General features: G+C 66.8%; 9 protein-coding genes. 2 read left to right on the top strand and 7 right to left on the bottom strand.

The features are described from left to right. Window positions 1-125: 125 nt before the first annotated feature. A complete protein-coding gene (locus LJF27_RS25345; RefSeq protein ID WP_003116932.1) occupies window positions 126-1,778 on the bottom strand; it encodes a cyclic peptide export ABC transporter in 1,653 nt (550 codons plus the stop codon). A gap of 290 nt (window positions 1,779-2,068) precedes the next feature. On the opposite strand from LJF27_RS25345, the gene LJF27_RS25340 reads away from it, so the two are divergent. Then, window positions 2,069-2,896, top strand: coding sequence for a N(5)-hydroxyornithine transformylase PvdF (locus LJF27_RS25340; protein ID WP_025921231.1), 828 nt, complete (start codon window positions 2,069-2,071; stop codon window positions 2,894-2,896). 67 nt (window positions 2,897-2,963) lie between these two features. Here the strand turns inward: LJF27_RS25340 and LJF27_RS25335 are convergent, their stop codons facing one another. From LJF27_RS25335 to pvdM, 3 genes are read right to left on the bottom strand one after another with little or no spacing between them, the layout of a single operon-like run. Beyond that, window positions 2,964-3,818, bottom strand: coding sequence for a formylglycine-generating enzyme family protein (locus LJF27_RS25335; protein WP_009876479.1), 855 nt, complete (start codon window positions 3,816-3,818; stop codon window positions 2,964-2,966). A gap of 28 nt (window positions 3,819-3,846) precedes the next feature. Then, on the bottom strand, window positions 3,847-5,130 hold the full coding sequence (gene pvdN / locus LJF27_RS25330; protein WP_003122677.1) for a pyoverdine-tailoring periplasmic protein PvdN: 1,284 nt from the start codon (window positions 5,128-5,130) through the stop codon (window positions 3,847-3,849). A 22-nt stretch (window positions 5,131-5,152) separates the two neighbouring features. Continuing rightward, window positions 5,153-6,499 carry a pyoverdine-tailoring dipeptidase-like protein PvdM gene (pvdM, locus tag LJF27_RS25325; RefSeq protein ID WP_009876477.1) on the bottom strand — a complete coding sequence of 449 codons (1,347 nt, stop codon included), beginning with the start codon at window positions 6,497-6,499 and terminating at the stop codon, window positions 5,153-5,155. A gap of 213 nt (window positions 6,500-6,712) precedes the next feature. Between pvdM and pvdP the strand changes: the two genes are divergently transcribed. Beyond that, complete coding sequence (pvdP, locus tag LJF27_RS25320; protein WP_023116887.1) at window positions 6,713-8,359, top strand: pyoverdine maturation tyrosinase PvdP; 1,647 nt, start codon at window positions 6,713-6,715, stop codon at window positions 8,357-8,359. Between the two features lie 48 nt (window positions 8,360-8,407). Here the strand turns inward: pvdP and ompQ are convergent, their stop codons facing one another. The 3 genes from ompQ to pvdR are packed head-to-tail and all read right to left on the bottom strand — an operon-like array spanning window position 8,408 to window position 13,004. Continuing rightward, window positions 8,408-9,832 carry a pyoverdine export/recycling transporter outer membrane subunit OmpQ gene (gene ompQ, locus LJF27_RS25315; RefSeq protein WP_003120134.1) on the bottom strand — a complete coding sequence of 475 codons (1,425 nt, stop codon included), beginning with the start codon at window positions 9,830-9,832 and terminating at the stop codon, window positions 8,408-8,410. 5 nt (window positions 9,833-9,837) lie between these two features. Next, entirely contained in the window at window positions 9,838-11,829 is a 1,992-nt protein-coding gene (gene pvdT, locus LJF27_RS25310; RefSeq protein WP_003131508.1) for a pyoverdine export/recycling transporter ATP-binding/permease subunit PvdT, read from the bottom strand. Continuing rightward, the gene (pvdR, locus tag LJF27_RS25305) at window positions 11,829-13,004 is read right to left on the bottom strand and encodes a pyoverdine export/recycling transporter periplasmic adaptor subunit PvdR (protein WP_003089547.1); all 1,176 of its coding nucleotides are present in this window, start codon (window positions 13,002-13,004) and stop codon (window positions 11,829-11,831) included. Before pvdR ends, pvdT begins: the two co-directional genes overlap by 1 nt. Window positions 13,005-13,016: the final 12 nt, after the last annotated feature.

Raw genomic sequence — 13,016 nt, 5'->3', positions numbered from 1 at the left:
CTCTCTAGTACTCTTATGGATGTCATGATTGGGAATAATTGTTATTTGGTTTCCCATTGAGACGTTTGGTCGGCGCGAAACCGGAAAACAAAAATCGTTTTTTCCGTGTTCGCAGGCAGAGCACTTCAGGCCGGTTGCAGCTCCTCGACCACTCGACCGCCGGCCAGACGCAGCAGTTGGTCGGCGCTGTCGAAGTAGCGGTCGTCATGGGAGATCACGATGATGGTCTTGCCCATTCGCTTCAGCTCGGGAAGCAGCTCGGTATAGAAGATCCGGCGGAAGGTGGGATCCTGGTCGGCGGCCCATTCGTCGAAGACCAGCACCGGGCGCTTCTCGATCCAGGCATTGACCAGCGCCAGGCGCTTGCGCTGGCCGGTGGAGAGGTCGGTGGTGGTGAAGCTGCCGTCGCTGACGCTGACCTTGTGGGCGATTTCCAGGCGCTTCAGGTAGCGCCCGGCTTCTTCCGGCAACTGTTGCTCGCCGTCGACGAGGTCGTCGAACAGGTAGTAGTCGGCGAACACGGTGGTGAACAGCTGACGATAGTCGTCGCGCGCCTGTGCCGTCACTTCCTCTCCGTTGAGCAGCAGCGAGCCCTCGTGGGGCGTGTACAGCCCGAGCAACAGCTTGATCAGGGTGGTCTTGCCGCAGCCGTTCTCGCCGACGATGAAGAGGATCTCTCCCGGGCGGATCGTCAGGTTGACCGGGCCGAAGCGGAAGGGCGTCGAGCCCGGCACGCCCGGATAGCTGTAGCCGACATCGCGCAACTCGATGCTGCGCACCTCTTGAGCCGGTCTGGAGGCGTCGTTCTCGAGCAGCAGGTAGGGTTCGGGATTGGAGAACTGCTCGTTGAGTTCGGCGATCCGGCGCAGGGCGATACGGTTGCGACTGATCAGCGGCAACAGGCTGAGTACGCTTTCCAGCGGCCCCTTCATGAACAGCAGGGTCATGACGAAGCCGCTGAGCACGCTGCGGTCGGAGGTCGGCCACCAGGTCTGGACCGCCAGGGCGGTGCCGATGACCACGAAGAACAGCAGCGAACCGAAGGTGCTGGCAGTGAGGAATATATTCACCGAACGCACCTGCAGGCGGCAGATGCGCTCCACGGTCTCGTCCAGCAGACGCCCGTGCAGGCGCTGCCGGCGCGGGCGGTTGATGCGCAGCTCCTTGGCTCCCTCGGCCATGCCGCGGTAGTGCTTCTGCAGCAGGTCTTCCTCTTCGCGCGCCGCTTCGAAACCGGCCATTCCATAGCCGCGGGCGATGTACTGGGCGATGGTGCCGAGCACCACGGCGCTGGCGGCGACCAGGAACATCGGCAGCGACAGGGTGGCCAGGTAGCCCAGGCAGCCAAGGGTCACGGTCAGGGAGATCACCAGTTGCGGCAGGCCGAAGGCAAGATCGCTGACCGTATCGATGTCGTGGGTGAGCACCGGGATCAGGCGGTGCGTGCGATAGCGTTCGAGTTGTTCGATCGGGGCGGACAACACCCGGCCACCGAGGGTCTTGCGCAGCCGGGCGATGACCTTCTGGCCGACGTAGTTGGTGCCGATGTTGGACAGGATCGAACTGAGCAGGGCCAGCGCGCAGATCGCGCTGAAAGCCAGCATCATGCCGCTGGTCATGCCGCCCTCGGCGTTCAGTACGCGGTTGATCGAGGTGAGCAGCGCGGTGATGGCCAGGCCGCCGACGATACCCAGTCCGATCGACAGGCTGAGCGCTGGCCAGAAGGGTTTGAGAATGCTCAGGAGTTCGCGAGTGGCGCTACGGGGTGTTGCGGACATGGGGTTTCCTCGGCGCGGCCGACTGGACGCAAGGGCAGAGAGGCGAATGGCGGAGTGGCGCACGCTCGCGCCTGCCCTGAAGACGAGGCCGGGGAGGGGAAATTTAGCCTGTGGCGCTGCTTCGCCGAGGCGTCCGGCAAAAGCGCAGGGGACGATAAATTCGGCGGCCGGCCGTTCGTTGCGTTTAAGTGAGAGCGACGCTCGAGCGGGTTCCCCGGGAAGCCCTTGTCGAGTCCAACACTGTGCCGGAGCACGCGCTCAAGTCCGACCCATTCCCTGAGAAAGACGAGATGACGAAAAGGAAATTAGCCTATATCTGGTCCCTGAGAAACGCCGCCGCCGACAAGGCCGGACAACAGGTGGCCTACAAGGGCGAGCTGCGCTACATGAAGTCCCCGCTGGAGTTTCTCGCCGAATCGCTGAACCGGACGGCGCTGGGGGACGCCTACGAATTGGTCGGGGTGATCTACGACGACGACCCGGAACTGCCCCGCGACCAGCAGAAGATCGAGGACTACGGATTCGCCTACCGGCCTGGACAGCAGTGGTTCTACCCGGCGGAACTGGAGGTACAGGGGCGGCGCATGAACGATCTGCTGCTGAACGTGCCTTCCACCTACCGTCGCCACCCGCGCGGGAGCGCGGAGCATGTGGCCGGCAAGCGCGACTTCGAACGACGCCTGTACGAGACGCTGGTCGAGCTGCGCGCCGAGGTCGTCGTCCTCGACGGCCTGCTGGTCATCCTCGATGAGCTGGTGCGGCCCGGGGCGCCATTCGCCCGACGGATCATGAATATCCATCCCGGGGTCACGCGCGCCGACTCGCCCTACCAACGGCGCGGCGCCTGGGCGACCCTGGATGCATTGCATGGTGCGCGGGGTGAGAAGATCGTCGACTGGGCGACGATGGAAAGCGTACCGGTCGAACCCTTGTACCTGACCGGCGCCTCGTTCCACTACGTGGACAACGGCATCGATTCCGGCGAGGTCTTCCACGACGTGCTGAAAACGAAGATATCTCCCGACGACACCATCCTCGAGCTGCGTTGGAACAACTTCAACGACAGTCTGTTCCCGGCCTTGCACGAAGGCCTGGCGCTGCTGGCCGAGAAGGACTGAAAACGCCTGGTCGCGGATGCGCAAAGGCCGGAGCGACCCGCGTCGCTCCGGCCTTTCTTCGTCCGCCTCAGAGTTCGCGGGCCACGCGGAAACCTATCCAGTCGCCACGGGCGTCGGGGTAGGCATTGTTGCGATTGCCCGAGCGCGAGAAGATCGGTGCTTCTCCCCAGTCGTTGCCGCGGATCTGCACCAGCTCGCACTTGTCCTCCATCCACGCGCTGCCGTCGCTCGGCGCGCCGTTGTAGTGGTCGTGCCAGCAATCGGCGACCCACTCGTAGACGTTGCCGTGCATGTCGTAGACGCCGAAGGCGTTGGGCGGGAAGCTGCCCACCGGCGAGGTGAAGTTGTAGCCATCGCTGGCGCCGTAGGTGTTGGCGTGCTTGGCGATGCTGTATTCCTTGCCTTCGTCGAACGGGAAGGGGAAGGGGCCGGCGCTGCCGGCGCGGGCGCCGTATTCGCGCTCGGCCTCGCTGAGCATGCGGTAGTGCTTGCCGGTCTTCTTCGACAGCCAGGCGGCGTAGTTCTTCACGTCGTTGTAGTCGACGCACACCGCCGGCTGGCGAGGGCCTTGCTGGTAGCGCGGCTTGCCGGCGATGCATTCGCGGCCGGGGCGGGTATCGCCGTCGGCCAGCTTGACGCCGGTGGCTTTCAGGTAGGCGTCCAGTTCGCCGGCGGTGACCTGGTAGCGGCTGATGGCGAACGGCTTGGCGAAGGTCACGTCGTGCAGCGGGCCCTCGTCGGGCTGGCGGCCGACCTCGTCGTCCGGGGTGCCCATGGTGAAGCTGCCGGCGGGCAGTACGACCATCTCCGGGCAGTCCTTGCAATCCTTGAACACCGTGCCGGGTTTCTTCGCTTCGTCGGCGAAGGCGGGGGCGGTGGCGACGATCAGTGCGGCCAGGGCCAGGGGCGATAATGCGTGCATGGCGGTTCTCGTTGAGTGGCGAAAGGGGTCAGGCGAGTTGCGGGGCGAGGATTTCCAGCACCCGGTCGATCTCCGCCTCGTCGTTCAGCAGGCTCGGCGCCAGGCGCACCACCGGGCCGACATCGCGATCCACGGCGTCGCTGATTACCCGGTGCGCCATCAGGTGTTTGGCGACCGCCTCGCAATCGCGGCCTTCGACGCGGAAGAAGGTGAAGCCCGAAGACAGCTCGGGGCTGGTCGGCGTGACCAGGCGGACCTTGGGATGCTCGCCCAGGCGCTGCTTGAGGTAGGCGTTGAGCTGGTGGATACGCGCCTGGACCTCGGCCTTGCCCAACTGCAGGTGCAGCTCGAAGGCCGTGCCCAGGGCCAGGCGATGTTCGAAGGCGTGGTAGCCGCCAGGGGTCATCAGGGTGCCGAAGTTGTCGGCGCGGGAGAAGGTCGGGATGCTCGGCACCAGGTGCTCCTGGAGCTGTTCCGAGCGGGCGATGATGACCCCGGTGCCACGCGGACCGAACAGCCACTTGTGGGTGCCGGCGATGAAGTAGTCGCAGTCGAAGTCGGCGAAGCTGACGTCTTCCACGCCGAAACCATGCACGCCGTCGACCACGTAGATGATCCGGTCCTGCTCGTCGCGCTTCTGGTTGAGTTCGCGCACCAGCTTGCCGATCTCGCGGATCGGCAGCTTCACGCCGCTGCCCGACTGCACCCAGGTCATGCCCAGCACCCGGGTCTGCGGGCGGATCTGAGCGGCGATGCTGGACAGGATCTCGTCGGCGGAAACCCGATGCGGGTCCTTGAACAGCGGGAACTCGCGGACCTGGGTACCCATGCGCTTGTGCCGGTATTCCAGGGTGGTGTAGGTGGAGTAGTGCTCGTGGGAGGAGGTCAGGATCTCCTTGCCCGGCTGCACCAGCAGGCCGCCGTAGATCGCCGCCAGGCCGTCGGTGGTGCTGCCGGTGAGCGCCACCTGGCCAGGTTGCACGGCGAAGTAGCGACCTGCCCAGGCGCGAGCCTCGTCCTCGTATTTCCAGATTTCCTCGCGATGCCAGTCCACCGCTTCGCCCGGGTTGCGGTCGAAGCGGACCCGCAGGCGCTCGATGGCCTCCCGCACCGGCCGAGGGTGTGAGGTGAGGAGGAAGTTTGCGAAGTGCAGATACTGCGGGTCGAGATCGAATTGCTGGCGCAGCGCTTTCCACTTATTGCCGGCGTCGCTCGGTGCGCCTTCGGCGCGGAGCGACTGGGCAGCGGAAAGCAGCGGCAGGCCGGCGGCGAGAATGCCGGCCTGCTTGAGAAAGGTACGACGGTCGTTCATCGGGAGGTCCGTTGCGGCGTGGTCAGGGGGTAGCTGTCGGCTTGGCGCGTTTTTGCACTTCGCCCCAGGCGCGCAGGAAGTTGCCTCCCCAGAGCTTGGCGATGTCGGCATCGGAATAACCGCGGGTGATCAGTTCGGCAGTGACGTTGCGGATTTCGCTGACATCCTTCCAGCCGTCCACGCCGCCACCGTCGTTGAAGTCCGAGCTGATGCCCACGTGGTCGATGCCGACCTTCTTCACCGTGTAGTCGATGGCGTCCACCAGTTCCTTGAGGCCGGCCTTGGGCTCCTCCTCCAGGATGCCGTAGAGGGCGCTGGCGTATTCACCGAAGCGTTGTTCCGGCCAGATGGTGATGATCGGATCGCCCGGCATCAGCGCATAGTCCAGGCCTTCCAGGGGTGGCAGGTCGAAGCGCGCGCGCAGGGCGTTGAGCTTGTCCAGGGTCGGTTTGCTCAGCGGACGCAGGTAGGCGGGGAAACCGACCACCTGGATCACGCCGCCGCTGTCCTTGATCAGTTGCATCTCGTGGTCGCTGAGGTTGCGCTTGATGTCCACCAGGGCACGCGGCGCGGAGTGCGAGGCGACGATGGGCGCGCGGCTGAGGGCGGCGACCTGTTCCAGGGCCTTGGTCGACATCTGCGAGACGTCGATGATCACCCCGAGATCGTTGAGCCGTTCGACCGCCTGCTTGCCTAGCGGGGAGAGGCCGCCCAGGGCATCCGCCGTGTCGTTGAAGAACGGCAAGGGACGGGAAGAGTCGGACCAGTCGTTGTTGCCGACATAATTGAAGCCGAACATGCGCACGCCGCGGGCGGCCCATTTGTCCAGCTGGGACAGGTCGTCGCCCAGCGGGTAGGCGTTGAGCATGCTCATGACGATGGCGAACTTGCCTTCCATGGCCAGGCGGCGGAAGTCCTCGGGGGAGTAGGCGATGCCGACCTGGTTGGGGAAGTCGCGGACCATGCCGGTGAGAATCTTGTAACGAATTTCCTGCTGGTGACGAGCCTCGTCGACGAATCCCGGGGTCGGCTTGTGTGGCGCGTTCGGGCCGTTCCACATCTCCGGCCAGCCGAAGATCGCCAGGGCAGCGCCGGACAGGCGCCCGCGGCCAGCCTTGACCAGATCCAACTGGCCCGGTCCGTCCTTGTCCACCTCGTTGCCGGTGGTGCCGAAGTCCAGCGGCACGGTGATCCGGCTGTCGAAGGAGAGGATGCGTTCGTGCAACTCCTCTGCGTGTTGCATGACCTTGCGCGGGTAGCCGGCGCTGCCCAGCCACTGGGTCCAGGCCAGCCAGCCGCCGGCGGCCAGCAGGACGATGAGCAGTGGCAGGCCGAGGTAAAGCGCCGTTCTTTTGCGAGTTCTAGTCATTGCCGTCCCAGTCAGGTTCGAAATCGGTGGACGCCGGTCGTTCCGCATTGCAGAGCGGGGCACCTGTCAGGGTGGGACGAGGGCAGGGACGGAAAATTTAGCGGGCCGACGAATTCGCCGGGTGCCGCCAGCGACGCCGGCTCCGGTAAATTTGCCGATGGACGGAACGTTCTAGCTGGATAAAGCGAGCTTCATGGCTGAACAGGTAGGACGATGACGGTTTCTCGACGCGGATTCATGGCGGGTTTGGCGCTCACCGGAGCGGCTGCCCTGCCGGTGGCTTACTACACACATCGTCATCTGGCCCGCCTGCGCGAAGACGAGGAGCACCCGGCCACGCCCGGCGAAGCGACGCTGGACCTGGCCGCCACCGAGGCCATGCGCCTGGGCGACCGCCTGCGCGGTATCTGGGACCTGCGCCTGCTCGGCACCGACGCCGGCCTGCCGGGGTTACCGCTGGAGGGGTTGGAGCTGGTGCTCGACGTGGCGCCCAGGGGGCTGGGCCTGATCGGATACCTGGATACTCCGGAGCGCCTGAGAGGGCCGCAGGAACCGCGCTTCCGCCTGCTTGGCGACCTGGTCGGTGCGCGCTCCGCGCGCATCCGCTGGCGCCTGGTGGACGGCAACACCGCCTCGATGACCCCGAGCTACGATTGCTCGGCGGTCTTCGACGAGGTCTGGGACAATCTGGCCAATGCCGGCGATGGCACCCTCAGCGGTCGCATCGAGCGCCTCGTGCGCTCGCCACTGCAAGCGCAGGAGGATTTCCGCTTCGTGGCGGTCAAGCGCCCGTTTCCGCTGGCTCGCGAGCGCATCGGCCTCAACGAACGCTTGCTCGCCTGGCTGATCTCGCCGCAGCATCGCCTCTTCCACCAGCTCTGGCATGCCTCGCGGGACAAGTGGCATCGACTTTCCGAGAAGCAGCGCAACGCCCTGCGCGGCGTCGGCTGGCAGCCTGGCCCACTGGACCGCGAGCGTGACGCCCGTGGTCGTCACAAGGACCGCAATGCTTCCGGTATCGACTTCTTCTTCATGCACCGGCACATGCTGCATACCGCGCGCTCGATGCAGGACCTGCCGTCCTGGCGGCGCCTGCCGCTGCCGGGCGTACCGCTGGCCCACGACCGGGTCGGCTTCCTGCGCTACTTCGACAACCCTGACGGCTGTTCCGTCCCGCCGGCCTGGGTCGCGGTGGACGACGACGAATACACCGAGTGGCTGCGTGGGCTGAAAAGCGCCGAGGGCTATCACGCCAATTTCCTGGTCTGGGAGTCGCAATACCAGGACCCGGAATACCTGGCGAAACTGACGCTCGGTCAGTTCGGCTCGGAGATGGAGCTGGGCATGCACGACTGGCTGCATATGCGCTGGGCTTCGGTGACTCGCGATCCTTCCAACGGCGCGCCGGTGATGAGCGACCGGGTACCATCGGATTTTTCCCCGCGCTGGTTCCGCCCGGAGAACGACTTCCTCGGCGACCCGTTTTCCTCCCATGTGAATCCGGTGTTCTGGTCGTTCCACGGCTGGATCGACGACCGCATCGAGGACTGGTATCGCGCCCACGAGCGTTTCCATCCTGGCGAAGTGCAGCGTCGCGAAGTGGAGGGCATCCAATGGTTCGCGCCTGGTCGATGGGTCGAGGTCGGCGATCCCTGGCTGGGCCCGGCGACCCATGGATGCGGGCTTTCGGATGTCCAGGCGAGCAGCAACTCGGTGGAGCTGGACGTGGAAACCATGAAGCTGGCTTTGCGCATCATCTTCAGCGAAGAAGACCAGTTGAGCGGCTGGCTCAAGCGTGCGCCGCGGCGGCCCTGGTACGCGCGCAACCTGAAGCTGGCGCGCGACCAGCTCAGGCGCTGAACGGCGAAAGAGCGAGTAAGGATGGAGGAGGCCCGCGCAACGCGGGCCTCAGTCTTTCCGCGCGAGACCCTGGCGGTCGCTCTGCCAGCCGCCGCCGAGGGCCTTGTACAGGCCGACCGAGGCCTGCAGGCGGGCCAGTCGCAGTTGCACGGCGGCATCCTGCGCCGCGTACAGCGTGCGTTGCGTTTCGAGGACCGTCAGCAGGGTTTCCGCGCCGGCCTGGTAGCGGCTGTCGGAGAGATCGAAGGCGCGCTGCGCCTGCTCCAGCTCCTGCTGCTGCCAGTGCAACTGGCGGTCGAGGCCGTCGATGCTGTTCAGCGAGCGTTCGGTGTCGGCAAAGGCGGTGAGGATCGCCTTGCGGTAGGTTTCCAGCAGTTCTTCCTGGCGCGCCAGGCTGCGGTCGCGCTCGGCGCGCAGGCGGCCGTGGTTGAAGATCGGGGCGAGCAGGTTGGCGCCCAGGTTGTAATAGGGGTTGCGGAAAGTGTCGGCGGCGCGGTTGGCGCCGGACGACAGCGAGGCGCTCAGGGTCAGCTTGGGGAACAGCGCCGCGCGCGCCACCTGCACGTCGGCCTGGGCCGCGGCCAGTTGCGCTTCGGCGTTGGCGATATCGGGACGGCGGCTGAGCAGTTCGCTCGGCAGGCCCGCTCCGGTCTCCGGCCAGCGCAGGCTGTCGAAAGGCCGCTCGGCCACCTGTAGCGCCTGCACCGGCTCGCCGATCAGGGTGGCCAGGGTAATCAGCGCCTCATGGGCCTGCTGCTCGAGCAGCGGCAGCTGCTTGCGCTGGCTGGCGACCAGGCTGCTCTGCTGGGCGACCTCCAGGGCGGTGGCCGAGCCCGCGGCATGGCGGGTCTCCACCAGGCGCAGGACGTGCTCGGCGTTGTCCAGGTTGAGCCTGGCGATGCGCTGCTGTTCGCGCAGCGCCAATACCTGCAGGTAGCTGTTGGCGACGCCGGAGAGCAGGGTCAGCTCTACCGTTGCGCGGTCGTACTCGCTGGCCTTGAGGCTTTCCAGGGCACTGCGGTAGGCAGCCCGGCGACCGCCCCAGAAGTCCACTTCGTAGCTGGCGCTGAGGCCGGCGGAGAAGGAGTCGACGGCATCGTTGTCGGAGGTCGCGTCGGTACCGCTGTAGCCCGAGTCGCGCAGGAGTTTCTGCCGGCTGGCGCCGAGCGTCGCATTCAGCTCCGGCAGCAACGGCGCGCCGGCGATCACCGCCGAGGCCTGGGCCTGGCGTACGCGGGCCACCGCCGCGCCGAGGTCCTGGCTGTTCAGCAGGGCGCGTTGCAGCAGGCTGTCCAGTTCCGGCGCGCCGAAGGCCTTCCACCACTGGCGGATGTCGCTGGCATCGCTGCGCCCGGCCGCCAGGTAGCGCCACTGGCTGGGCGCGGCCAGGCCGCTGTCGAGGGGCGCCGGCGTGCTGCCGCAGGCGCCGAGCAGCAGGCAGGCGGAAATCAGGGAGAGATTCTTCATGGACATATCCGTCATTGGCTGGCCAGGGCGGCCACCGGGTCCAGCTGGGCGGCCTTGCGCGCCGGCATGAAGCCGAACACCAGGCCGGTGACCAGCGCGCAACTGAAGGCGCCGACGATGGCCGACAGGGAAAAGGCCACCGCGACCTGGCCGAGCAGCAGCACGCCGCCGATGCACAGGGCCAGGGCGATCCCGGCCAGGCCGCCGACCACCGAGAGCATCGCCGCCTCGGTGAGGAACTGGCGGAGGATATCGCCCTGGCGGGCGCCAGTGGCCATGCGGATGCCGATCTCGCGGGTGCGTTCGCGCACGGTCATGAGCATGATGTTCATCACGCCGATCCCGCCTACCAGCAGGGAGATCGCGGCGATCGAGCCGAGCATCAGCGACAGGGTGTTCTGGGTCTTCGCCTCGGCCTGGATCATCGCCGCGTTGTTGGTCAGCTCGTAGTCGCGCTGGCCGCGGTGCAGGCGCAGCATCAACTGGTCGATGGCGCGTTCGGCCTGGTGCACGCGCTGGGCGTCGGCGGCGGCGATGATCACGTACTCGGGGTTGCGCGTGCCGAACAGGCGGATGCTGGCAGCGGAGTAGGGGATGGCGATGCGGTTGTCGGCATCCTTGTCGCCGGAGCTGGAGCCTTTCTCGGCGAGCACGCCGATGACCTGGAACGGCACGTTCTCGATGAGGATGTAGCGGCCGATCGGGTTGGCGCTGCCGAACAGCTTCTTGCGCACCTTGTAGCCGATCACCGCGACCGTGGTGGCGGCGTCTTCGTCGCGCTCGGTGAAGTAGCTGCCCTCGGCCACCGGCCAGTTGAGGATTTCCGGGAAGTCGGTGTTGTTGCCGCCGACGTAGGCGTGGTAGTCGATGTTCCCGTAGCGCACCACCAGCTCGCCGCCGTTCACCGGCATGACCTTCTTCACCTGGGGCAGGGTGGCGATGGCGGCGACGTCGTCGCTGCTGACGATGCCCATCGGCGCGCGCGGGTTCGGCGAGTAGCCGCTGAGATAGATGATGTTCGAGCCGAACGCGCCCATCTGCGCCATCACCTGGCGCTTGCTGCCCTCGCCGACGGCGAGCATGACCACCACCGAGGCGACGCCGATGATGATCCCGAGCAGGGTCAGCGCGGTGCGGAACCGATTGATCCACATCACCCGCCAGGCGGCGCGCACCGCCTCCAGCAGTTCGGCGCGCCAGGCCCCCGAGGGTTCGCTGCTGCCCTCGGCGAGGCGCTGGCTGAGATCGTCGGCCTGCAGGTGGCGCTCGACGCCGGCGCTCGGGTGCGCCGGGCGCTCGTCGTTGGCGCTGTCGCTGACGATCTCGCCGTCACGCACCTCGATGATGCGCTTGGCGCGGGCGGCGACGTCGCGGTCGTGGGTGATCAGGATCACCACGTGGCCCTGGCTGGCCAGCTCGTCGAGCAGCGCCATGACTTCCGCGCCGCTGTGGCTGTCGAGGGCGCCGGTGGGTTCGTCGGCGAGGATGATATGGCCGCCGTTCATCAGCGCGCGGGCGATCGATACCCGCTGCTGCTGGCCGCCGGACAACTGGTGCGGACGGTTGGCAGTGCGCTCTGCCAGGCCCAGGCGCTCGAGCAGGGCCCGCGCGCGGGTGTGCCGCTCGCTCGCCGGGGTGCCGGCGTAGATCGCCGGCATCTCGACGTTTTCCTGGGCCGAGGCGGAGGGGATCAGGTGATAGCCCTGGAACACGAAGCCGAATGCCTCGCGGCGCAGCCAGGCCTGCTCGTCGCTGTCCAGTTCGGCGACGTCGTGGCCGGCGAAGTGGTAGCTGCCGGAGCTGGGCCGGTCGAGGCAGCCGAGGATGTTCATCAGGGTCGACTTGCCGGAGCCGGAGGCGCCGACGATGGCGACGAACTCGCCGGCGTGGATCGACAGCGATACGCCCTTGAGTACCTCGACTTCCGGAGTGCCATTGCCGCCGTAGCGCTTGCGGATGTCGCGCAGTTCGATCAGGGGGACGGGTTGCGTGGCGTTTTCCATCAGCTGTCGCTGCCGTCGGGAGCGGCCATCAACAGGCGGTCGCCTTCCTCCAGGCCGGCAAGCACCTGTACCCGCAGGCGGTCGCTGATGCCGGTCCTGATCTGGCGGCTCTGCGGCTTGCCATTGCTGCCGACCACCCAGGCGACCTGGCCGCCCTTGCCGTCGTCGTGGATGGCGGCGACCGGCGCGGTGAGGATGTTTTCCGCGGTGGCGGCGACGAAGAACACCTGGGCGGTCATTTCCGCCATCAGTTGGTGGTCGCCGTTGTCCACGTCGACCAGCACGGTATACAGCACCACCCGGCCGCTGCCGCTCTGCCCGCCGCTGCCGCTGGTGGGGCTGCCGCCGCCCTGGTTGCTCTGGTCCAGCGGCTTGGGCGGCACCGGGAGGATCTGCCGGACCTTGCCGGTCCAGCGCCGGCCTTCGCCGCTGAGGGTCGTGAAGTAGGCCGGCATGCCGGGCTTGACCCGGCCGATGTCGGCTTCCGAAACCTGGGCCCAGACGGTCATCGGCGACAATTTGGCGATCCTCAGGATCAACGGGGTCTGCTGCTGGGCATTGAGGGTCTGGCCTTCGCGCGCATCGACCGCCACCACCGTGCCGGACATCGGCGCGTAGATGCGGGTATAGCCGAGTTCGGCTTCGTCGCTGCGCAACGAGGCCTGGGCCTGGCGGATCTGCGCCTGGTACATCTCGATCCGTGCCTGGGTGGCGAGCATCTGCGCCTGGGCGCTCTGCACGTCCTCGGTACGCGTCGCGCCGCCGGCGGCCAGCCGCTGCTGGCGCTGGTACTGCTGGCGGGCGAGGGTGTACTGGGCACGTTGCTCGGCCAGCTGGGCCTTGAGCATCTCGATCGAATAGCGGCCGGCATCGACCTTGGCCTGCTGGGTGGAGGGGTCGATCTCGACCAGCAACTGGCCTTCCGTCACATCGTCCCCGGCCTCGACGTGCAACTTGCGGATCTGCCCGGAGGCCTGGGCGCCGACGTCGACGTAGCGCCGCGGTTGCAGGGTGCCGAGCGCCGAGACGCTGCTCTCGATGCTGCCGCGGCTGACGCTCACGGTATCGAAGCTGTTGCTGCGGAACGGATAGGCCTGCCAGGCGGCCAGGGCGATCAGGGGGCTGAGGCAGACTGCGACGAGCAGTGCGCGACGAGTACTACGGGTTCGTCTCATTCGGGAATCCGG

This window comes from Pseudomonas sp. 203-8 (assembly GCF_020708595.1).
Classification (GTDB): domain Bacteria; phylum Pseudomonadota; class Gammaproteobacteria; order Pseudomonadales; family Pseudomonadaceae; genus Pseudomonas; species Pseudomonas aeruginosa.
Note: the sequence above shows the minus strand (reverse complement) of the source record. Positions and strands in the feature narration are given on the sequence as shown.

Bases quoted from the DNA above. Each gene is read 5' to 3' on its own strand.
- pvdM (WP_009876477.1), bottom strand. From the start codon at position 6,499: ATGACTAGAACTCGCAAAAGAACGGCGCTTTACCTCGGCCTGCCACTG.
- pvdN (WP_003122677.1), bottom strand. From the start codon at position 5,130: ATGAACGACCGTCGTACCTTTCTCAAGCAGGCCGGCATTCTCGCCGCC.
- ompQ (WP_003120134.1), bottom strand. From the start codon at position 9,832: ATGTCCATGAAGAATCTCTCCCTGATTTCCGCCTGCCTGCTGCTCGGC.
- LJF27_RS25340 (WP_025921231.1), top strand. From the start codon at position 2,069: ATGACGAAAAGGAAATTAGCCTATATCTGGTCCCTGAGAAACGCCGCC.
- pvdP (WP_023116887.1), top strand. From the start codon at position 6,713: ATGACGGTTTCTCGACGCGGATTCATGGCGGGTTTGGCGCTCACCGGA.
- LJF27_RS25335 (WP_009876479.1), bottom strand. From the start codon at position 3,818: ATGCACGCATTATCGCCCCTGGCCCTGGCCGCACTGATCGTCGCCACC.
- pvdR (WP_003089547.1), bottom strand. From the start codon at position 13,004: ATGAGACGAACCCGTAGTACTCGTCGCGCACTGCTCGTCGCAGTCTGC.
- LJF27_RS25345 (WP_003116932.1), bottom strand. From the start codon at position 1,778: ATGTCCGCAACACCCCGTAGCGCCACTCGCGAACTCCTGAGCATTCTC.
- pvdT (WP_003131508.1), bottom strand. From the start codon at position 11,829: ATGGAAAACGCCACGCAACCCGTCCCCCTGATCGAACTGCGCGACATC.